The following is a 21,260-nucleotide window of genomic DNA, read 5'->3' as shown; positions in this document are numbered from 1 at the left end:
GATGAATAAAAAAATTGAACTGGCTGTTTTTGATATGGCAGGAACCACAGTAAATGAAGATAATATAGTGTATAAAACTGTACAGCAGGTTGTTAATGACGAAGGGTATAATGTAAGTCTGAATGAGGTACTTGAATATGGTGCAGGTAAAGAAAAACACCAGGCAATAGTTGATATTTTGACTAGTGTGACTTCTTGTGAAGAAGTAAAAAGTACAGCAAAAAGAGCATTTTCTAATTTTAGACCGATTCTAAAAAAACTATACCAAGAGGTAGAGGTTGTGGCTTTTGACAGGGTTGAAGAATTATTTGATGTATTGAAAAACAATGAGATAAAAATAGTCCTCAATACGGGATATGATTCAAAAACAGCAAATCAACTGATCAAAAAAATAGGTTGGAAAAAAGAGAAGCATTTTGATGCATTACTTACATCAGATGATGTAACCAATGGTCGACCACACAAAGAAATGATTTGTAAGGCAATGCAAATGTTTGATATTACAGATACTTCTAAGGTGTTAAAAGCTGGAGATTCTGCGATTGATATTGAAGAAGGTAAAAATGCTGATTGCGGAATTACAGTTGGTGTTTTAACCGGAGCGCAAAATAGAGAACAACTAGAAAAAGCGAAACCAGATTATATTGTAAATGAGTTAATAGAGTTGATCAATATTATATTTTATTAGATTAACGTTTTAATTGTTTGTTTCTGAAAACCGCCTTATGGCGGTTTTTTAGTTTTCCTTGTCTAAAAAGAAATATAAAACAATCATTTTAGAAGGTGTTTTTCCACGATTAACAGGCACGTGAGGAATCCGCCCGTCAAAGAAAATTGAATCCCCTTCTTTCAAAAGAACTTCCTCTTCTCCAATAATATAATGGCACTCTCCGGTTAAGATATATTTAAACTCATAAGCATCTGTCTCAACTTTGTTGCGTTCAGATCCCGGTTGTATTTCCAAAAAGACAGCTTCAAAACCAATAGAGGAAAGTTGTTTACCAAAAATGTATTTGTAGCTAAACCCAATAGCATCATCCTCTTTTTGAATGACACTATACTCAGAAGCTCTGGTGACTAAAAATGTAAAATTAGTTTGACTAGGCACCCCATTAAAAAAAGCAGGAATCTCTATGTCGAGTGCAGTAATGATATTTAATAAAACAGGTAAAGAAGGTATGGTTCTTCCATTTTCAATTCGGGAAATAAGCCCATTGCTAACCCCTGCTTTAGTAGCGATTTCATTAATGGTTTTTTTATCGCTTTTGCGAATCTCTTTTAGACGTTTACCAATACCTATTAAATAATCTTCCATTTGTTTGTAAATAGTAAATAATAGTAGAACAATATTCTTAAAAGGAAAGACAAAGAAAATGTTTCTGATCGTAATATCAGGGAAATAACTAGTATTATTTAACAAATTTATTACTGCTTATGGTTTAAGAGTTGAAATGGCAATAACAACGCTACATTCTCTAATATTTTATGAACTGTAATATGATATTTGTCATGTTTTTTCTAAAATACAATACTTTTATTAGCGTTGTGAATTCTCAATGGATATACATACTCATCTATTTGCACTTTCTCATCAAGAGAAATCCAGAATAAGGCTTGTCATGCCTTAAGCTTAATTATTCATTTAATCATTTTAACACTAGTATTTTATGCCTAGATATCATTCATTGGGAGAGATCCCTCATAAAAGACATATCACTTTTGATAACCCTAAAGGGGGGTTGTATCAAGAAGAATTATTTGGAACAGCAGGTTTTGCAGGGATGTCATCACTTATCTATCACCTGTATCCTCCTACAGTAGTTTCAGAAATTAAAAGAGGTAAAGACGTCACTCCAAAAATCGCAATCGATAAAAACATGAAAGCGATGAGTTTTCAGGGGTTTTCACTTCCGAAAGGAGAAGAATTTTTGGAAAGCAGAAAAATATTATTTGTAAATAATGATCTAAAAATAGGTCTGGCGGCTCCAGCAACATTCTCACAGGATTATTTTTATAGAAATAGTGATGCCGACGAAATGCTATTTATCCATGTTGGTTCGGGGAGATTAAAAACAATGTATGGTACTATTCCTTTTAAGTATGGAGATTATTTGATCATACCAAGAGGAACAACCTATCAAATAGATTTCGATACCGAAACCAATAGAATATTATTCATCGAATCATCAAGTGCAATAGAATCGCCTAAACGTTATAGAAATAATTACGGACAATTTTTAGAGCATTCTCCGTTTTGTGAACGTGATTTTAGATTACCACAAAATTTAGAAACACATGATGAAAAAGGAGAGTTTAAGATCATTTCTAAAAAACAAGACGTATTATGGGAATACACTTATGCTAATCATCCATTTGATGTAGTTGGTTGGGATGGATTTAATTACCCATTTGCTTTTTCAATCTTTGATTTCGAACCTATAACGGGACGTATACATCTGCCGCCGCCAATACATCAGCAATGGGAAGCCGCAGGATTTGTAGTATGCTCTTTTGTACCGCGATTATATGATTATCATCCTAAAGCAGTTCCTGCGCCTTATCATCATAGTAATATTGATTCTGAAGAGCTGCTGTATTATGTAGATGGCGATTTTATGAGCAGAAATAATATTCAAAAAGGTCAGATTACATTGCACCCGGGAGGTATTCCTCATGGTCCTCATCCAGGAGCAATAGAACGTAGTGTTGGAAAAAAATCAACAGAAGAACTAGCTGTTATGATAGATCCTTTTAATCCTATCATGATTACAGAAGAAGCAATGAATTTACAAGTAGATGATTATTATAAATCCTGGAAAGCCAAATAGGATTTTCATTTAAAAACTTAAAGACATGTCAGATTTAAAAAATATAGAAAATTATAATTATAGCTTAGAAAAAATATTTCCAGAAGCCGAAGATTTTTTACCGCTTCTAGGAACAGACTATGTAGAATATTATGTAGGAAATGCAAAACAAGCAGCTCATTTTTATAAAACAGCACTTGGATTTCAGTCTCTGGGATATGCCGGCTTAGAAACAGGTCTTAAAGACAGAACATCCTATGTTGTGGTACAAGACAAAATACGTTTGGTTTTTACGACTCCAATGCCAGGTGGAGAAAGTAAAGAAATCTATGATCATATTCAAAAACATGGTGATGGGGTTAAAGTGATAGCATTATGGGTTGAAGATGCACGTAAATCCTGGGAGGAAACTACAAAAAGAGGAGCAAAATCATACTTTGAACCAAGAGTAGAAAAAGATGAAGACGGAGAAGTAGTTAGATCAGGAATACATACCTACGGAGATACAGTACATATTTTTGTTGAACGGAAAAATTATAATGGTATTTTTCTTCCAAAGTTCGAAAAGTGGGAATCTCATTACAACCCATCAAGTTGTGGTCTAAAATATATTGATCATATGGTGGGCAATGTAGATTGGGGGCAAATGAATGTTTGGGCAAAATTCTATAACGAAGTGATGGGATTTGCAAACCTGATTACCTTTGATGATAATGATATTTCTACAGAATATACTGCTTTAATGAGTAAAGTAATGACCAATGGAAATGGAAGAATTAAGTTTCCGATAAATGAACCTGCCGAAGGTAAAAAGAAATCTCAGATTGAAGAGTATATTGACTTTTATGGAGGCGCTGGATGCCAACATATCGCAGTAGCTACAGATGATATTGTTTTTACCGTTAGCGAAATGAAAAAAAGGGGAGTTGAGTTCCTATATGTACCCGGAACGTATTATGATACTGTTGGCGATCGTGTGGGAGAAATTTCAGAAGATATGAAACTCCTTAAAAAACATGGAATTATGGTAGATAGAGATGATGAAGGGTATTTACTTCAAATCTTTACCAAACCATTAACCGATAGACCTACATTGTTTTTTGAAATTATTCAGCGTAAAGGAGCGCAATCTTTTGGAAAAGGAAATTTTAAAGCTTTGTTTGAGTCTATAGAAGCAGAACAAGCAAGACGAGGTACATTATAATACCAGTTGTGTTTTGAATTTACTTTTCCAGTAAATTCAAAGTATAAATGGTATAAAAAGCAATTTATAGAATAGGCTGCCCTTTAAAGAAAACACTACATTATGAACGATAAGGAATTATAGGATCTTTGTCGTAATAATCTTTACAGGGCAGGCTTTTTGAGCCTGCATGCAATCATCATAAATGGTATTATCAGGAGACTTTAGGGTATGAAACCCTTTTTTTTCTGTAGCGTGCAGTAATACTGTTTTCCCATCTTTTTTAGACATCTGGAACTGTGCAGGAGCCATTTCTACACAGTAATTACAACCAATACATTTTTCACGCTGTAGGGTAACTACCACCATTATTCTTGAACGATTTTATAAAGTTTATCAGACGGGCGTATTCTAAAATTAGTTGGGATAGTACACGAATCTCCTTTTTGTGCAATATCTAATCGCTCATCGTTTACCATCATTTCTTTGAGTTCAAATTCTTCTACTCCGGTTGTTGGACCTGTAATTAAAATAGTATCTCCTAGTTTTATATCGTAAGCTTCAATTTTAAACTCTGCGATGCTGGGTTTAGGAAAAAAGTGGACACCCTTACCAATATATACTTTCTTTTGTGTGGCTTTGGATCCAGAAACTTCACTCCATTCTCCTAATTTTTGTCCCAGATAATATCCGCTCCAGAAACCTCTGTTGTATACCTTTTCTAACTCTTTCATCCAGTGATCGACTTTTGTTTTGGTATACGTTCCATCAGCATAGGCATCAATAGCTTCGCGATACGTTTTAATTACTTTTGCCACATATTCTGGAGCTCGCCCTCGCCCTTCAATTTTTAGTACTTTGGCCCCGGTATCTATAACCTGATCTAAGAAATCTAATGTGCATAAATCTTTAGGAGACATGATATATTCATTATCCAATTCCATTTCAAAACCAGTTTCCTGATCAACAACACTGTATTTCTTTCTACAATTTTGTTTGCAGGCACCACGGTTGGCAGAGGAGTTATGTGAGTGCAGACTTAGATAACATTTGCCAGACACAGCCATACAAAGTGCTCCATGTCCAAAAATTTCAACTTCAACTAATCTTCCCGAGGGGCCTTTAATTTGTTCTTTCTCTATCTGATCACAAATTTTCTTTACTTGTCGTAAACTCAATTCTCGGCTCATCACCATAGTATCAGCAAAGAGAGAATAGAATTTTACCGTTTCAATATTGGTGATATTGATTTGAGTAGAAATATGAACTTCCATATCGATCTGTCTGGCATAAGCTATAACGGCTTGATCCATTGCAATTACAGCAGTCAGATTTGCCGCTTTAGCCGCATCTAATAATGTTTTTATAATCGACAAATCATGATCATAAATTATGGTGTTGAGTGTGAGATAGGTACGCACATTTTTTTCAGTACAACGACGTGCAATTTCAGGTAAATCAGCAATCGTAAAATTTATACTGGCTCTGGCCCGCATATTTAATTGATCTACTCCAAAATAAACAGAATCTGCTCCATTATCAATAGCGGCCTGCAAAGATTCAAAATTACCTGCCGGTGCCATTAGCTCCATTGTTCCTGTAGGGGTCATATTTTCTTAATTAATTCAAAATGCAATAATACATCATTTTCACCTTTTCTGGTAGGCAAAATATGCATCATAAGTGTGATTATTTTCAAAAGGCAAATGTATGGTATTTGCTACATAAAAATAGTATTTAAAATCATTCTTTTTTATTTTGATTTGAGGTGGTAATATGTTGATTTATAAGAGTCTAAAAATAATGGTTTTTAAACTTAAAAACACTTGAAATGAGGAATGATAAAAGTCATATTTAGCCCTTTTTCTTGTCAATATTTTTGTTACATAATTCAAAATTCTTTCAAGATGAAAAATGTAATAATTACTGTATTGGTTGTACTATTAGGGGTAACTAATTTTGCGTATGCACAAGAAGAGTCAAATGATAATGCTGATTTTAGCAAATGGCAAATTAGGCTAAGAGGAATCGCTGTATCGCCAGATGAAAGTGCTAAGATAGGAGCTATAGGTGGTGATGTAGATATTTCTACGGCTATTGTTCCAGAATTGGATATCACTTATTTCTTTACTGAAAACTGGTCTGCAGAGTTAATTCTAGCGACTACAAAACATGATGTAAAAGCTGTAGGTACTGCCGCAGGAAACATAGATTTAGGAGATGTGTGGTTATTGCCTCCTACTTTACTTGGTCAATATCACTTTACAGGTGGTAATTTTGTTCCTTATCTTGGTGCAGGGGTTAACCTAACCCTTTTTTATGGAGTAGATGAAGGACCAGTAGCTGATGATGTAGATTATGATACTGCTGTAGGTTTTGCTTTTCAAGGTGGTTTTGATTTTATGCTTAACGATAAGTGGTTTATAAATGTAGATGTTAAAAAAGTGTTTTTAAGTACAGACGCTACAATTAATGCTACAACAGCATTAGGAGCAACTGTAGGAGCAGATGTAGATATTAACCCATGGATATTTGGAGCCGGAGTGGGGATTAAATTGTAAACAAATACAAGTTATATCATATAAAAACCGTTTAACATTTCTGTTAAACGGTTTTTTGATTAGCTATAATAATACTCAAATAAATTAGCGGCTATTTATTTCCTAACATCAATAATTCATTACAAACTACCTCTGTGATATATCGTTTTTGACCTTCGTTATCTTCATAGCTGCGAGAAGTTAGTTTCCCTTGGATAGCGACCTCTTGTCCTTTGTTTACATATTTATCTACGATATCTGCAATTTTACCCCAGGCAATGATATTATGCCATTGTGTGTCTGTGATTTTATCGCCTTCTTTGTTATAATAGTGATCGTTTGTTGCAATAGAGAATTTAACGAGTTTTTTGCCAGATTCAAGACTTACGATTTCTGGTTCTTGTCCTAAGTTTCCAATCAACTGTACTTTGTTTTTTAGCGTGTTCATAATTTTAATTTTACGTGTTAAACAGTTAATACCATGTCCTGAATTTGTTTCAGGAACTTTTTAATAAGTATTGAATTTATAAACTTCTTGTATAGTATGAGAAAAGCTTGTTTTAATTCAACACTGCAAACATAAATTGAGGTCTCACGTAGATTCGGTTAGGAAGTGTTTATTTTCGTTTGTAACCGTTTGTAGTCGTTTGTGAATGAATAAAAATATTGATTGTTAGGTGTTTATGATATTTTTTTGAAAACTGATTTTTTATTCTAAAAAGTGTATTTTTAAAAACAAATTATAAAAATAAACACGATAGGTGTGCTTATTTACTTGTTAGCGTTCATTCACCATATAGCACAAAAAGCTATTGGTTTCGGAAGCGAACGGTAAAATAAAATAGAATGGAATGATATATAGGTGATTATGAGATTTTAAATTTACCGTTAGTTAGGATTGTAAGAACGATAGTGCAACTAATTACCTTAAATAATAATTGTAAAGAATTTGAACAAACCCAATAGACATAACAACCATATATTAGAAACTGAATCAAACAAGTTTTTTAATTTTCAAGTTCCAAATGAATGGTACATTGATAAGCCAGAGCATGATTATGGGATAGATTATGTTGTTAATATAGTAACTAATAATCAAGTAACTGGACTTAGTTTTTCTGTTCAGTTGAAAAGCAAAATAAAAGAGACAAAAGATGACTTTGCTGTAGTTTCATTAAAACATTCAACTTTAGGACTATTTAATACAAAGTTAGAACCTGTATTACTTGTTGCATACATACAAGAGGAAAAAGAAGCTTACTGGTGTTGGTATAATGAATTAGAATTTGATTTAACATCTTCTCAAAAATCCTATTCGATAAATATTCCAAAAGCTAATAAACTTAGTCAAATTGATTGGGGGAAAATTTCAAAATACGTCCAGGATATTTTTAGTGTCAAAATGCTTGTTGATGGCATTAAATCTCTTGAATATGAAGAAATTTCTAATTCACAGATTCTTGCGTGGAAATATTATTTTTCACAGGATTTTGAAAAGTCAAGTTTCTATTTTAAAAATCTATTGGTAGAAAATCCGAATGATATCGCAATCTTAGAAGGTTTGGCACAAAGTCAATATAATACCTTTCATTACAAAGAAGCTATCAATAATATTAATAAAGCTATTGAACTTTCAGGTACATCTAATCAATATTTGACAAAGGCTTGCATCTTGGCAGAGGATGGCATGCAGAATGGAATCAAAGGGAAAATTATTGAGGCGAAAAATATATTTAAGGAGTTTATAAATCAGGATAATACACAATTTATTTATCATTACAATTATGCAAATACTCTGAGTCGATTAGGCTATAATGAAGAAGCAATTACTCATTTTGAATTGTGCTTAAAGCTAAATCCGAATTTTGAACAAGCATGGAAAAATCTTGGGCAAGTTTACTTTGATATTAAAGAACATGAAAAAGAGTTAAACTGTTATGATAAGGCTTTAAGAATAAACCCACATTTACCTCAAGCTCTATTCAGCAAAGGTGTTACACTTTCAAGAATTTTTAATAAGTCAGAAGAAGGTTTGTCACTCATGTTGAAAGCAGTTGGGAATGTTGAAAATATTCTTCTTGAATATCAATATACTTACTTTGGGATTGCCTATGCTTATGAAAAACTTGGAAACATAAAAGAAGCTTTAAATTGGATTAATAAAGGCTTAGAACATTATTCAGAAGATATAATTTATTTAAATTTTAAATCAAATTTGTTAATTGAAAACTGGAAGGATAATGAATGGTTAATTGATGAAGCATTGCGATTTTTTGAATTTCGGCTTGAATTAGAAAATGATTATAAAAGTTTGTACTCAATACTTTTAATCAAGCAATTGAAGGATGAAAAACAAATTTTTGATTTAATACAAAAGCACACTTCAATTTTCAAGGAAACTAGTTTTGAATCAATTAAAGATTGTGAAATAGACCTTAGCGAGAGTATTGTTTTCTTGCTACACTATGATAGATATCTTGATTTCCGAAATAGTCATTCAATTTATAGATATTCAGACCACTTAATTTCAGAGTTATTTGTTGTTTCAATAGAATTCTGGGAAATTCTGGATTTTATTTTTGCAAAAAGCTTTAGTAATGCGATTACTCAATATTTTAAAAGTGAGGATTCTGCTGTAATAACACAGACTATACTAAATGAATTCGGAATTGCTGCAAAGGTTATTAAAATGATTTTTCCTGAGACCGACTTTCCACAAGAGGAAGCAATAGAAATAATGGCTCATATTTGTGCTGAATTTCCTAAAATTATAATTCGTGAATTTGGGGCTCAAGCTGGAATGATTACCGGTTCATTTGGAATTGATAAGCCAGAAACTGAGACAGAACTATCTGAAGAATGGTTTGGAAAACTTCATGAGCAGAGTTTAATTGAGATGAATAGAAAATTAAAACTATTAAAGGAAGATTGAAATAAACAACGAAACGCTAACAATGTATAAAAATAATAGCCGAGACAGTAGTGAATTCAAGGGTTGTAGCCAGCTTCAACTTTCGTGTAGTTTGACAGGAAATCGCCACGCAATCGGCTACTATTCTTATACTAACCGTTGTGCGTCAGCAAGGTACGTTAAAGGCACATCGTTTACAAAGTTAAAGGGACATAGTTTACACTTTTTAAGGCATAATTTGAGAGGAAAATCAAATTATCATGCCTTGGAAAACCACAACAACTATGGAACAGAAAATTGAATTTATCTGTGAATGGCGAACAGGAAAATATACCATCACAGAATTATCTAAAAGCTTTGGAATCTCCAGACCAACGGCCTACAAATTGATTCAGCGATTCGAAAATCAAGGCTATGAAGGCTTAAAAGAACAATCCAGAGTACCAGGTAAACATCCTAATGCAACCTCTGAAAATATCGTTAAAAGTATTATCAAATTAAAAGAAAAGCACAAGCTTTGGGGAGCTAAAAAAATCAGAATATTATTGTTTAAAGAGTTTACTGAACAACAAATCCCTTCTGTGGTTACTGTGCATAATATTCTTCGAAAAAATGGTTTGGTATCTCCTCAAAAACGAATGCGAAGAGTAAAACCTGTATTCCCCATTTTTGATCCAAAATCCTGTAATGAAGTATGGAGTGCTGATTATAAAGGAAAGTTTTTAATGGGTAATAAAATCTATTGTCATCCACTAACCATTGCGGACTCTAAAAGTCGATTTCTATTCACTGCTAAAGGTCATTATAAAGAAACGCTAAAAGCAGCCAAAGCTGAGTTTACAAAGGTTTTTAGAACATATGGAATCCCTAAACAAATACACACAGACAATGGAAGTCCTTTTGGATCTGTAAGAGCTATTCAACGCTATACACAATTATCTTATTGGTTTATTGAACTAGGAATCACACCTGTATTTTCTGATCCTGCTCATCCAGAACAAAATGGAAGACATGAACGAATGCATCGTGATTTAAAAGCAGCTTGTGCTAAACCTTCAGCTTACGATTTAAAAGCACAACAACGGCGCTTAAATCACTTCGTAAAAGAGTATAATACTATCAGACCACATGAAGCTTTAGAAATGAAAACACCTGCTGATATACACGACTTTTCCTGTAGACCATTCCCCGAAAAAATATCTAATTTTGATTACGACACCAACCTAAAGTACTTAAAGTAACCAAGAGTGGAGCTATTAGATGGAAGTCTTATTATTGGGTATATTTAACTGCCGCATTAAAAGGGAAATATGTAGGTATACAAGAGTTAGGCAATGGTATTTGGAAAGTTTATTATAGAAATGTATTTTTAGGTTTCTTTGATCAAAGAAACCTAAGAAAGAAACAACAAGCAACAAGATTAGAAACTAACTTAGTGTAAACACCTAATCTTTAACTTGTGTAAACTATGTATCTTAACGAACAGCAAAAACTGGCTGCAAGACAAAAACTGACAGTTCTTTAACTAACTTAGATATGAAGAAAATTATACTAAAACTAATCATTGTATTAATGACAATGACTTCATTTGCCCAAGTAGAAAAAAATGAAAATGTCACCAGTCAAAACAGCCTTTCAGCAGCCAAATATCGGCTTTTCTCAACACAAAATATGTGGACTTTTATCAAATTAAATACACGAAATGGGCGAATGTGGCAAGTTCAATATGATGTAAAAGATAGCAATCGCTTTGAAACATATTTGAACATTTTATCACTTGTTGACAGCGAAGAGGAGGCAGATGATAGATTTACCCTTTATCCTACTCAAAACATTTATAATTTCATTTTACTTGACCAGCTTGATGGAAGGGTATGGCAGGTACAATGGTCAACGAAAGCTGAACAAAGAGTAATTATTCCAATTGAATAAATTGACAAAATTAATTATTAATTTAACTGATTAATAAATTGGTAATAATGCCGAACGCATAACATTATATATGAAATCAGAGCAAAATCTGGCATCAATCGAGAGGTCATTTCCTTTTTACCATGGCGCCAGATTTTTATAAATTGGACAAGAAATAAAAATGCGCAGATAAATCGATTGGTTCAGGTATACTTGCTTTGTTCCGATTCATATATTTGGCGTTGTGTTTAATTCCCCATATAAAGAAAATCTATTAATTTCTTTTGCTAACGTCAATAAAGAAGACAAAATAGAACTGATTTTTTAGGAATTAGATAAAATCATAAATAATTGAATGTCAATTGAATAATTTGATGTTATTCAGAATTATAAAACCGTAATGAAAAAAATTATAACACTCATATTTCTAGTTCTAATTGGAGTTAATGGTAAAGCCCAAAACAATACTTCTAATCAATATAGTGATGACCAAATAATTTCTTTTGACGATATAGATTTTAGCAAAGCTATAATTGATAAATATGATTTTAATGGGGATAAAAAAATAACATATAATGAAGTAAAGGAAATAAAAAAACTCCACTTATCACATAGTGAATTGGATATTTTGAACCTAAAAGGAATAAAATACTTTACTGCCATCGAAGAATTATTTTTGAATTTGGATGGCAACAAGGGTTTAATAGAAATTAGCAATCTTAAAAATTTAAAAAAACTTCGATTTTATGGTGGCATAATATCGAACTTATCATTTTTGAAAGAATTAAATAATCTTGAAGAGCTATATTTAGGTTCTCAAAAAATAACAGACATTAGTCATGTTAGAAATTTAAAAAATCTCAAAATACTAGAGTTAGACTTTAATGAAATATCAAATATTAACCCTTTAAGAGACTTAAGGAACTTAGAAAAATTAATTTTAAATCAGAACAAAATAAACGATTTATCTCCTTTGTCTAAACTTGAAAAGTTAAAAGAATTAAATATAAGTTTAAACCAAAATATTGCAAACATTGCTCCAATGAAGAATCTCAAAGAGCTTATAGTTTTTCAAGCATATTCAACTAAAATCAAAGATATAGAAATACTTTCTAACCTTAATAAACTAGAAATTTTACAGCTTAACGGAACTTTAATAAATGATATAAGTGCACTGTCAAATTTAAATGAATTGAGAGAATTGTGGTTAAATGATAATTCAATAACTTCTATTCCGATTAATGTTATGTCCAAAAAGTTAAATCTTTACAATTTACAGTTAAGAGGGAATTCTATAACAGAGTTTTCTTTTCTGAATAATTTAAAAGCGTTAAAAGTTTTAAACTTATGGGATGTTCAAATTTCTAATGTTAAACCTTTTTTGAATTTGAAAAGACTTTATCAACTTTTTTCAAATAAATTGAGTGACAATCAAAAGTCTGAAATAAAATCGGTTTTGAAAGAGGTTAACATTATTGATAACTAAAAAAGCTTATAACAATTTGTGTATTGCATATGTACCCTTCGGGATACAAGAGGCATTAGCAATACGGTATTGAAAATCAAATTGTAACAATCAATTGGGTTAATCGTCTTCTTTGAAACAGGAAAATATATGATGTCAAAAATTAACTTCTGTATATGCTTGATTCTATTAATCCATAATACAGGACAATCTCAAACTATAGATACGCTTATTAATGTTGGTAATCATCAACTACATTTTGAAATAATAAAGGGAAATGATACCCCCATTCTTTTTGAAGCAGGGAATGGAGATGACGGAAGTGTTTGGAAACCAATTTTGCAAGACATTTATAAAGCAACAGGTGCTACTTTAATAACGTATGATAGAGCAGGTTTAGGAAAAAGCGAAATTGACACAACTAAAATTTCATTTAAACAGGAAATTAAAAATTTAAATAAGGCACTTAAAAAACTTGGTTACAGTAAAAATTATTTTTTAGTAGCCCATTCATTTGGAGGGTTTTATGCTTCCGAATTTGCACAAAGAAATAAAGGTAAGATAAACGGAGCTGTTTTTATTGATGTAGGTACACCTTGTATTATTACAAAAGAGTGGGCTTCAAATTATAAAAAAAGCCTCCCTGCTGATGTCTGGGTCATGCTCAAACAACATAGAGTGGGCTTGTATTATCTATTGCAAAACTTCTCAACTATTGCAGACTATATGTCCACACGATATATTTCCAATGATATTCCATTAACTTTAATTGTTGCCGAAAATTTACCTGACAGCAATACCTTAAGAACTGAAGAAGATAGAATAAATTGGGTGAAATGCTTAAAGGACTTTGGCAATCTGCCCAACCACAAATATGTTCTGGCAAAAAATACCGACCATAAAGTTTGGGAGAAAGATCCCAAAACTGTTATAGAAGAAATTACAAAATTGTATCTAAAAATTGATAAATGAAGTAGGGTCAAATAGGGAATTAAGTGTGTAAAAAATTGATTGTAAGATATTTACAAAAGGTTTGTGCTTGTTTGTGCTATTTTTCATACATAAATCGTTGTGTTTAATTGTATTAAAATCAAGTGAAGAAATGCAATCTGAAATAAGCAAGACAAGTAGAGAATATATCAAACGAATAAACTACGTATTGGATTTCGTTGAAGAGAATCTTGATGCAGATTTATCACTTGAACAGCTATCCGAAAAAGCCAATTATTCATCGTATCATTTTCATAGAGTGTTTTCAGTTATTGTAGGTGAGAATTTAAACGAATTTGTCAATAGAAAACGAATAGAACGTATTGCATCTATCTTGCTAGTGGATAGTAGTAAATCTATAATGGAACTTGCTTATAGTTATGGTTTCAATAGTGAAAGCTCATTTTCAAGGTCATTTAAAAAATATTATGGTATTAGTCCTACTGCGTTTAAATCGGAAGGAATAAGTGTACTTAGCAAGATTGGTATAGAACCTCTAACAATGGAAAAATACATTTGCAGCATTGATAACATTAAAAAATGGATTGATATGAATGCTCAAATAACGGTAAAAGAATTGCATGAGATAAAACTTGCAGGTATAATGCATATTGGAGAATTTGATAAAATTGGTAATATGTATCAAAGATTAATGGAATGGGGAACTCAAAAAGAAGTGTTGAGTGTGTCTGATTTTAAAGCAATTACCGTGTATCACGATAACCCCAATGTGACTCAGACTTCAAAAGTAAGATATAGTGCATGCGTTACCATTAGTAAAGATATTGAAGCAGAAGGAGAAATCAGGCCTCTTGTGATCCAAAAAGGTATTTATGCTATTGGACATTATGAAATTAAAGCAAAAGACTTTTCAAAAGCATGGGAAAGTATTTGTATATGGGTGATAGAGAATGACTATAACTTTAGAGATGGAGAATATTTTGAAGTGTACCATAATGATCATAAAACCCATCCTGAACAAAAATTTATAGTAGACATCTGCATCCCTCTTGAGAACAGTAATAAAATTAAATTTGATAAAAATGATACGACATTAAATAAAGGGAACTTATCCAATTATAGAAAGCAAATCAGTGAAGGACAGATACAAAAGGAGTATAGTCAATTGGTAAATTACATCAAAGAATTAAGGACTTATTTCCGTAATGAATATGCTTCAAATTTTATAATAGGAAACATTTATCAAGGGAATATGGATTTTTCCTATTTTTCTTTGACTACTCAAGAATTGAAAAAACAAAAATTAAAATTTGTCATAATATTCAATCATAAGATGATGCGATTTGAAATTTGTTTATCTGGTCAAAATAAAAATATTAGGAAGAAATATTGGGAGTTATTTAAAGACAGTAGTTGGAGTAAATACCATTTGGCAGAATCAATTGATAGCAGCCTTTCTATCATAGACCATATAATAGTAGAAAAGCTTAATTTTGATAATACAAGTATCTTAACAAAGCAAATTGAAACCGAATCATTAAAATTTATAAATGAAATTAGAGATATTCTCGAATGATAAAAAAGGCACTATACACAGAACGTTAGCAAATATGTAAAAGATTACATTGTGAATAAATGAAATGAATGCTCAAAATAAATTAGAGGTAATAGAATTTATAATTTTAGCAATCAAAGGGGGGGTATTTGTACACGTAATAGAGAAAGCATTACTTTTTAACCTCATATAAGTGGTGACAATAAGATCATAAATATAGTAATGTGATAACAGAAAAAAAGCAAATGGAAATATCGATAAGACCAGTAGCATTAAGTGAACTGGAGGCAATTTACAAAATTGAGGAAAATGTATTTTCCCCAATGAACTATCCACTATTTGTAATTAGGCAGTATTATGATTTATTTTCAGATTATTTTCTTGTTGCCGAAAATGAAGAAAAGGAAATAGTAGGGTATGTTCTTGGAGGAATTAATCCTAAAGAGAAAGTTGGCTGGGTACTCGCTCTGGCAACTGAAAAGAAATTTAGAAAACAAGGAATAGGCCTAAAATTAGTTTCGACAGTTATAAAAAAAATTAATGAGTTGGATATTAATAGTATTGTTTTGACCACTGAACCAGATAGTCCTGCAGTTGATTTTTATAAAAAAATAGGGTTTGAAATTATTAAAAATGATTCAAACTATTACGGAGGTAATTCACAACGAGTACTAATGGAATTAAAATAAAAGAACTTCTACATTTTTGATATAAATAATCGGGAATATGTGATAAAAATAAATAGAGAGAACTTTCATGCTCTTGTTAACAAAACAACAATCCAATCACAAAACGAAACATTGTAAATTCTTTGATTTAACTGCTGTAAAATGAGTAAATTTAGAATCCATAAATAAAGGTTTTAATACAGCTTATTCTTGATTAAGGTGTAGGGCATATTTTTCTATTCTGTATGTAATAAAACCTTTATATTTTAATATAAAAACAAGATATGGGATATACAATAGTAGGAGCAGGAATCGGAGGACTAACTACTGCTTTAGCTTTTGAAAAATGTGGGATAGAGTATCAGATATTCGAAAAAGCTCCTAAGTTAAATGAAGTAGGAGCAGGAATTTGGCTCGCTCCAAACGCTTTACAGGTATTCGAATGGCTTGGGATACTAGAAGATGTTGTAGCGAAAGGAAATTCTATCGATAGAGTTACCGTAGGCAGATCTGATTTGTCACCTTTGTCAGATAGTTTTCAAGATGATGTAAAAGACAAGTTTGGGTATTCTACCATTGCTATTCATAGAGCAGAACTTCAGAAGTTATTACTTGAACAAGTTCCAAAAGAAAAAATCCACCTGGGAAAATCGTTTAAAGAATTTAAAGAAGTAGAAGAAGGACGAATTCTAGTTACTTTTAGTGATGATTCTAAGGTCGAAACTGATTTTTTAATTGGTGCCGATGGAATTAATTCTAAAATACGAAATCAGCTTTTTCCATCAAGCAAAACAAGATATTCTGGCCAAACCTGTTGGAGAGGTATCGCTGATTATACGATGAGTGCTGATTTTGAGCACAGAGGAATAGAACTATGGGGGAATCAAATTCGATTTGGAGTCTCAAAAGTAGCCAAAGATAAAGTGTATTGGTTTGCAGTCTCATTAAGCAAGCCAAATCAAAAAGATGATGATACATTGATAAAAGATAAGCTTTTGAAAACATACGCTAATTTTCATCCATTAGTCAAAGAACTCATCGCAGCTACATCTCAAGATAAAATAGTGAGAAATGATATCAGTGATTTAATGCCACTTAATCATTGGTATAAAAACAACATTTGTCTAATTGGAGATGCAGGTCATGCTACAACTCCAAATATGGGGCAAGGAGGAGCGCAAGCTATCGAAGATGCTTATTATTTGAGTAACCTTATTAAAAACGAAGGTAATGTCAATGTTTTTCAGCTATTTCAAGAAAAACGAAAACAAAAAGTAAATACAATAGTAAAACAATCCTGGGCTACGGGAAAAATGGCACATTGGAAATACGGAAAAGGAATGAGAAATTTTATATTAAAAAGTATTCCAAAAAACCTGATTCAGAAAAAAATGAATGAAATGTATCAGTTAGAAAAAGTGTGTTAACAATATAAATGCAGGATAAGAATATTGAAGTAATAATTAACGATAATACAAAACTATAAAAATGAAATCACCAAGTAGCATTACCATCAATGGATATAAACATGTTTCTTACCATGCTGATGTTTTCTCTGAAGAAGAGTTAGTTTTAAAAAGTAGTTCATTTTATGAATGGCTTAATAAAAGGAGATCAGTAAGAGATTTTTCTGATAAACACGTTCCTAAGGAGGTTATAGAAAACCTTATTAAAAGTGCTTCTACTGCTCCGTCTGGGGCTCATAAACAACCTTGGACATTTTGTGCTGTTTCTAATCCCGCCATAAAAACTCAAATCCGTAAAGAAGCAGAAATTGAAGAAAAAACAAACTATGGGGATAGGATGAGCGAACGTTGGAAAAAAGACCTCGAACCACTAGCTACCGATATGAACAAACCTTTTTTAGAAGTTGCTCCCTGGTTGATTATTGCATTCAAAAAAGCATATGAATTCGAAGAAAATGGAAATAAACATAATAACTATTATGTGAATGAATCTATAGGAATTGCTTGCGGAATGTTAATCTCTGCAATTCATAATGCTGGATTGGTAACATTAACTCATACACCAAGTCCTATGAATTTTTTGACAAATGTGCTTAAAAGACCAGCTAATGAAAGAGCTTTTTTATTGCTCCCTGTTGGTTATCCTAAGTTTCCTACCTATGTGCCAGATCTAAAAAGAAAAGGATTGGATGAAATGACCGTTTTTTATGAATAAGATTGAAAAAGGTTAGTTGTTTTATTTTTTTTAGTAAAAGGGTAGGGTATAAAGAAAGTAAAGCGTTATAAAGAAGTAACAAATTTGTAAATCTGTAATAACACTAGAGTTTAAGGGACAAAATGAATTCTGTAATTCAGATTTTTTTTTAAATTTAAATATGGGAAGAATTTATTCTTCCCATATTTTTTGATATATGGTTTAAGATTTTTAAAATATAAATTCTTTAATGCCTATTTGACTGTCTATCGTTGTATCCTGATATTTTAATGTCCAACCCAAAGAATTAGTAAGAATATATATTTTCTGCAATTCACTAATGAGTCGATTTTGTGAATTGGTAACGAGTGTAGATTTTTTTACTTTTTCATTTAATTGTGCCATCGCTATTTTACGTATAGCGTTATGATCTTCGGGGTTAAATTTATTGATGACACCTTCTTCAATATCATGATATTTTATTTCCGGATTAATATTAACTTCTGCAGAAGGAATTTTTGTTATGGTTAGTGTTTTTGTTTCTTGATCAATAATGTGTTCAATTTTTCTTAAGTCATAAGAGACTTGTACATTGGCATTGACCATTACAATTATTTTTTTCTTTGATGAGATTACTTTAAAATAAGTCTTATCATTTTTATAAGTAATTATGTCAGAAAAGTGTCCTTCTGTAACCACAAGTTTACCTACATTTTTGATTTGATCCAGAATAAGGCCAGAAGATGTTACTTCTGTTTTTTGGCTATTAGATTGATCAATAATATATTTGATTCCAAACACCAGAAGTGCTGTTAAAAGTGCACCGAGTAAAAAATTACGCATACATCTATAGTATCATGTTGAGTATAAATGTACACAAAAAAATAACCTTTCTATATAGATAAGAAAGGCTATTTATTAATATAAGTAAGAATGTATTATTCTTAATGTTCTTGCGGAGGATATTTTTCTAAGATTGCTGCAACGATCTGATTCATTTTCTCTTGTTTTTTATTAACATCTTTGGTTAAAGCAGCAGACCCCATTCCTTGCCAAACTAATTCTTTCTTAGATGCGTCTATAAGATCTATATAGAGGGTGCCTTCGGTAGTGGTAGATACGGTATTGTATCCAGAACCCCAGAACCAAGGATTCCATCCCCATCCATAACCCCATCCATAATTATTTTGATAGATATTTACATTTTTCTGAGTCTTTGTGAAAATACTCACAAGTATATCTGGGTTTGCTGATTTTGCAAAACCTTTTGACGTCATATCTGCTTCGATAGCACGTAAAATGCGTTTTTTGTCGAGATCGCTAATTTCTGCTTTGTCGATTCCAGGTTTGTAAAATGCAAAGCTTTTATAGGTGTTAAAATCAGCCTGCTTATCATAATCCGAAGCAACACGCACTGTGGAGCAAGAACTAAGAATTATGATAAGGATTAATGATAAAATGGAAAAAAATTTCATAATCCTAGTTTTTTATAATATCAAATATACTATGATGATTGGGAAAGAAAATACATTTTCATCAATCATTTTAAAAGCATTTGATATTGATTTAACAATAGCTACTTTATATAATTTAACCACAATAATCATACCATGAGATAGATACCTAATCTATTTCTTAGTATAACTATTTGTTTTTTTGTCATAACCATAAGGGCAATGCCTGCAACCACTCTCACAACAATAGCCTCTTCTTAGGTGGTATTGTTCTGTAAAACAACGATACCCTTCTGGAGTAATATAATAATCTCCTTCTTTTGGAGTTAATACTTTTTTAGGATTGTCCATAGTTACAAAAATAGTATCTTGCAGTTATATGCCCATTGTTGTTAACAAATATTTGATAGGTCGCCGTTTTGTTGGTATTGCTCTTTGGCCTTTTATCGTGGTTAATAATTCTTTCCTTAAAGAGGATGAAGTCTTTATTAATCATGAAAGAATCCACTTGAGACAACAGGCAGAGCTACTGGTTATACCTTTTTATTTTTTTTACTTTACAGAGTATTTTTTTAGAGTTATTCAATATCGAAATTTACAGCAAGCCTATCGCAATATTTCTTTTGAAAGAGAAGCATATCTTAACGAAGATAATCTTGATTATCTTAAAAACAGAAAACTCTGGAGTTTTATTAAATATCGATAAATGCACATTTTTTCTTCGGAGACATTACCTTCAAAAAATCAATCGATTACTCATTCTATTTTGGACAATGCCGAAATTTTTCTTGACATTAAAAGAGAAGACCAAATTCATAAAGATGTTTCGGGTAATAAATTCAGAAAATTAAAATATAACCTTATTGAAGCCAAAAGGTTTGGTTATGCAACTGTACTTACTTTTGGAGGAGCATATAGTAATCACATTGCTGCAACTGCTGCTGCGGGAGAAATTATGGGATTACAAACCATAGGAATTATTAGAGGAGAAGAATTAGGTAAAGATTTGGAGAAAACACTATTAGAAAATGATACCTTACGATTTGCTCATGCTAAAGGAATGCGTCTTAAATTTATTAGTAGAGAACAGTATAGAGGTAAAACATCTTTAGTTTTTTTAGAAGAGTTAAAGAATGAATTTGGCTCTTGTTGTATCATTCCCGAAGGAGGTACTAATGACCTAGCTGTTAAAGGTTGTGAAGAAATATTAACGGCTCAGGATAATGGTTATGATATTATTTGTAGTGCAGTAGGAACAGGAGGTACAATTTCAGGAATTATTAATAGCACAGCGCCTCATCAAAATGTTATAGGCTTTCCTGCTTTAAAAGGGGATTTTCTCGACAAAGAGATTAAGAAATATACATCAAAAACCAATTGGAAACTTATTAACGAATATCATTTTGGAGGATACGGTAAAATAAACAAGGAAGGAGTTGAGTTTATAAATATGTTTAGGGATCAGCAACATATTGCATTAGATCCAGTCTATACAGTTAAGATGATTTTTGGTATTTTTGACATGGCACAAAAAGGTGTTTTTAAGAAAAATACTCGTATTTTAGCCATTCATACCGGTGGTTTGCAAGGGATAGCCGGAATGAATAAAAAATTAAAGAAAAAGAAACTACCCCTTATTACAATTGAATATTAAA

Annotated in this window: 22 protein-coding genes; 15 read left to right on the top strand and 7 right to left on the bottom strand. The window is 31.7% G+C overall.

From position 1 onward, the window contains the following. Nucleotide 1 precedes the first annotated feature (1 nt). Nucleotides 2-688: a phosphonatase-like hydrolase gene (locus ATE84_RS24320; RefSeq protein ID WP_101450389.1), complete on the top strand. Its 687-nt coding sequence runs from the start codon at nucleotides 2-4 to the stop codon at nucleotides 686-688. A 48-nt stretch (nucleotides 689-736) separates the two neighbouring features. Here ATE84_RS24320 and ATE84_RS24315 read toward each other — a convergent pair whose 3' ends face one another. Further along, a complete protein-coding gene (locus tag ATE84_RS24315; RefSeq protein WP_101450388.1) occupies nucleotides 737-1,315 on the bottom strand; it encodes an XRE family transcriptional regulator in 579 nt (192 codons plus the stop codon). A gap of 352 nt (nucleotides 1,316-1,667) precedes the next feature. Between ATE84_RS24315 and ATE84_RS24310 the strand changes: the two genes are divergently transcribed. After that, nucleotides 1,668-2,828, top strand: a complete 1,161-nt coding sequence (locus ATE84_RS24310) for a homogentisate 1,2-dioxygenase (protein ID WP_101450387.1) — start codon at nucleotides 1,668-1,670, stop codon at nucleotides 2,826-2,828. A 25-nt stretch (nucleotides 2,829-2,853) separates the two neighbouring features. Next, nucleotides 2,854-4,011 carry a 4-hydroxyphenylpyruvate dioxygenase gene (hppD, locus tag ATE84_RS24305; RefSeq protein ID WP_101450386.1) on the top strand — a complete coding sequence of 386 codons (1,158 nt, stop codon included), beginning with the start codon at nucleotides 2,854-2,856 and terminating at the stop codon, nucleotides 4,009-4,011. Nucleotides 4,012-4,128: 117 nt separating this feature from the next. Here hppD and ATE84_RS24300 read toward each other — a convergent pair whose 3' ends face one another. Both ATE84_RS24300 and ATE84_RS24295 read right to left on the bottom strand, forming a co-directional pair. Further along, nucleotides 4,129-4,359: a ferredoxin gene (locus ATE84_RS24300; RefSeq protein WP_101450385.1), complete on the bottom strand. Its 231-nt coding sequence runs from the start codon at nucleotides 4,357-4,359 to the stop codon at nucleotides 4,129-4,131. After that, entirely contained in the window at nucleotides 4,359-5,600 is a 1,242-nt protein-coding gene (locus ATE84_RS24295; protein WP_101450384.1) for a peptidase U32 family protein, read from the bottom strand. The genes ATE84_RS24300 and ATE84_RS24295 overlap by 1 nt, the downstream gene beginning before the upstream one ends. Before the next feature lie 297 nt (nucleotides 5,601-5,897). Here ATE84_RS24295 and ATE84_RS24290 point away from each other — a divergent pair, with 297 nt between their 5' ends. Then, on the top strand, nucleotides 5,898-6,551 hold the full coding sequence (locus tag ATE84_RS24290; protein WP_101450383.1) for an OmpW family protein: 654 nt from the start codon (nucleotides 5,898-5,900) through the stop codon (nucleotides 6,549-6,551). A 91-nt stretch (nucleotides 6,552-6,642) separates the two neighbouring features. On the opposite strand, the gene ATE84_RS24285 is transcribed toward ATE84_RS24290, so the two are convergent. Continuing rightward, nucleotides 6,643-6,978 carry a single-stranded DNA-binding protein gene (locus ATE84_RS24285; protein ID WP_101450382.1) on the bottom strand — a complete coding sequence of 112 codons (336 nt, stop codon included), beginning with the start codon at nucleotides 6,976-6,978 and terminating at the stop codon, nucleotides 6,643-6,645. A gap of 501 nt (nucleotides 6,979-7,479) precedes the next feature. Between ATE84_RS24285 and ATE84_RS24280 the strand changes: the two genes are divergently transcribed. From ATE84_RS24280 to ATE84_RS24240, 9 genes are all read left to right on the top strand, one after another. After that, nucleotides 7,480-9,462: a tetratricopeptide repeat protein gene (locus ATE84_RS24280; protein ID WP_101450381.1), complete on the top strand. Its 1,983-nt coding sequence runs from the start codon at nucleotides 7,480-7,482 to the stop codon at nucleotides 9,460-9,462. Between the two features lie 239 nt (nucleotides 9,463-9,701). Continuing rightward, nucleotides 9,702-10,682, top strand: a complete 981-nt coding sequence (locus ATE84_RS24275) for an integrase core domain-containing protein (RefSeq protein WP_101449223.1) — start codon at nucleotides 9,702-9,704, stop codon at nucleotides 10,680-10,682. 295 nt (nucleotides 10,683-10,977) lie between these two features. Next, nucleotides 10,978-11,373, top strand: a complete 396-nt coding sequence (locus ATE84_RS24270) for a hypothetical protein (RefSeq protein ID WP_101450380.1) — start codon at nucleotides 10,978-10,980, stop codon at nucleotides 11,371-11,373. A gap of 379 nt (nucleotides 11,374-11,752) precedes the next feature. Further along, on the top strand, nucleotides 11,753-12,838 hold the full coding sequence (locus tag ATE84_RS24265) for a leucine-rich repeat domain-containing protein (RefSeq protein ID WP_101450379.1): 1,086 nt from the start codon (nucleotides 11,753-11,755) through the stop codon (nucleotides 12,836-12,838). Between the two features lie 129 nt (nucleotides 12,839-12,967). Beyond that, nucleotides 12,968-13,789 (top strand): alpha/beta fold hydrolase, encoded by an 822-nt coding sequence (locus ATE84_RS24260; protein ID WP_101450378.1) that lies wholly within the window; start codon nucleotides 12,968-12,970, stop codon nucleotides 13,787-13,789. Between the two features lie 130 nt (nucleotides 13,790-13,919). Continuing rightward, nucleotides 13,920-15,344: a GyrI-like domain-containing protein gene (locus ATE84_RS24255; protein WP_101450377.1), complete on the top strand. Its 1,425-nt coding sequence runs from the start codon at nucleotides 13,920-13,922 to the stop codon at nucleotides 15,342-15,344. Nucleotides 15,345-15,547: 203 nt separating this feature from the next. After that, nucleotides 15,548-16,012 (top strand): GNAT family N-acetyltransferase, encoded by a 465-nt coding sequence (locus ATE84_RS24250; protein WP_143273703.1) that lies wholly within the window; start codon nucleotides 15,548-15,550, stop codon nucleotides 16,010-16,012. A 263-nt stretch (nucleotides 16,013-16,275) separates the two neighbouring features. Then, nucleotides 16,276-17,418 carry an FAD-dependent monooxygenase gene (locus ATE84_RS24245; RefSeq protein ID WP_101450375.1) on the top strand — a complete coding sequence of 381 codons (1,143 nt, stop codon included), beginning with the start codon at nucleotides 16,276-16,278 and terminating at the stop codon, nucleotides 17,416-17,418. 61 nt (nucleotides 17,419-17,479) lie between these two features. Beyond that, the gene (locus tag ATE84_RS24240) at nucleotides 17,480-18,172 is read left to right on the top strand and encodes a nitroreductase family protein (protein WP_101450374.1); all 693 of its coding nucleotides are present in this window, start codon (nucleotides 17,480-17,482) and stop codon (nucleotides 18,170-18,172) included. 210 nt (nucleotides 18,173-18,382) lie between these two features. On the opposite strand, the gene ATE84_RS24235 is transcribed toward ATE84_RS24240, so the two are convergent. The 3 genes from ATE84_RS24235 to ATE84_RS26390 all read right to left on the bottom strand — a co-directional run bounded on the left by ATE84_RS24235 (nucleotide 18,383) and on the right by ATE84_RS26390 (nucleotide 19,956). After that, entirely contained in the window at nucleotides 18,383-18,994 is a 612-nt protein-coding gene (locus ATE84_RS24235; protein ID WP_101450373.1) for a DUF4230 domain-containing protein, read from the bottom strand. Nucleotides 18,995-19,095: 101 nt separating this feature from the next. Next, nucleotides 19,096-19,626, bottom strand: a complete 531-nt coding sequence (locus ATE84_RS24230; protein WP_101450372.1) for a DUF4136 domain-containing protein — start codon at nucleotides 19,624-19,626, stop codon at nucleotides 19,096-19,098. 153 nt (nucleotides 19,627-19,779) lie between these two features. Beyond that, complete coding sequence (locus tag ATE84_RS26390) at nucleotides 19,780-19,956, bottom strand: DUF5522 domain-containing protein (RefSeq protein ID WP_158237329.1); 177 nt, start codon at nucleotides 19,954-19,956, stop codon at nucleotides 19,780-19,782. A gap of 28 nt (nucleotides 19,957-19,984) precedes the next feature. On the opposite strand from ATE84_RS26390, the gene ATE84_RS24225 reads away from it, so the two are divergent. Continuing rightward, a complete protein-coding gene (locus tag ATE84_RS24225) occupies nucleotides 19,985-20,311 on the top strand; it encodes a hypothetical protein (protein WP_101450371.1) in 327 nt (108 codons plus the stop codon). Beyond that, a complete protein-coding gene (locus tag ATE84_RS24220; protein ID WP_101450370.1) occupies nucleotides 20,312-21,259 on the top strand; it encodes a 1-aminocyclopropane-1-carboxylate deaminase/D-cysteine desulfhydrase in 948 nt (315 codons plus the stop codon). It begins immediately after the preceding gene. Nucleotide 21,260 lies beyond the last annotated feature (1 nt).

It is taken from the genome of Aquimarina sp. MAR_2010_214, assembly GCF_002846555.1.
Lineage (GTDB): Bacteria > Bacteroidota > Bacteroidia > Flavobacteriales > Flavobacteriaceae > Aquimarina.
The sequence above is the reverse complement of the archived record's forward strand: the minus strand, read 5'-3'. Positions and strand labels throughout refer to the sequence as shown.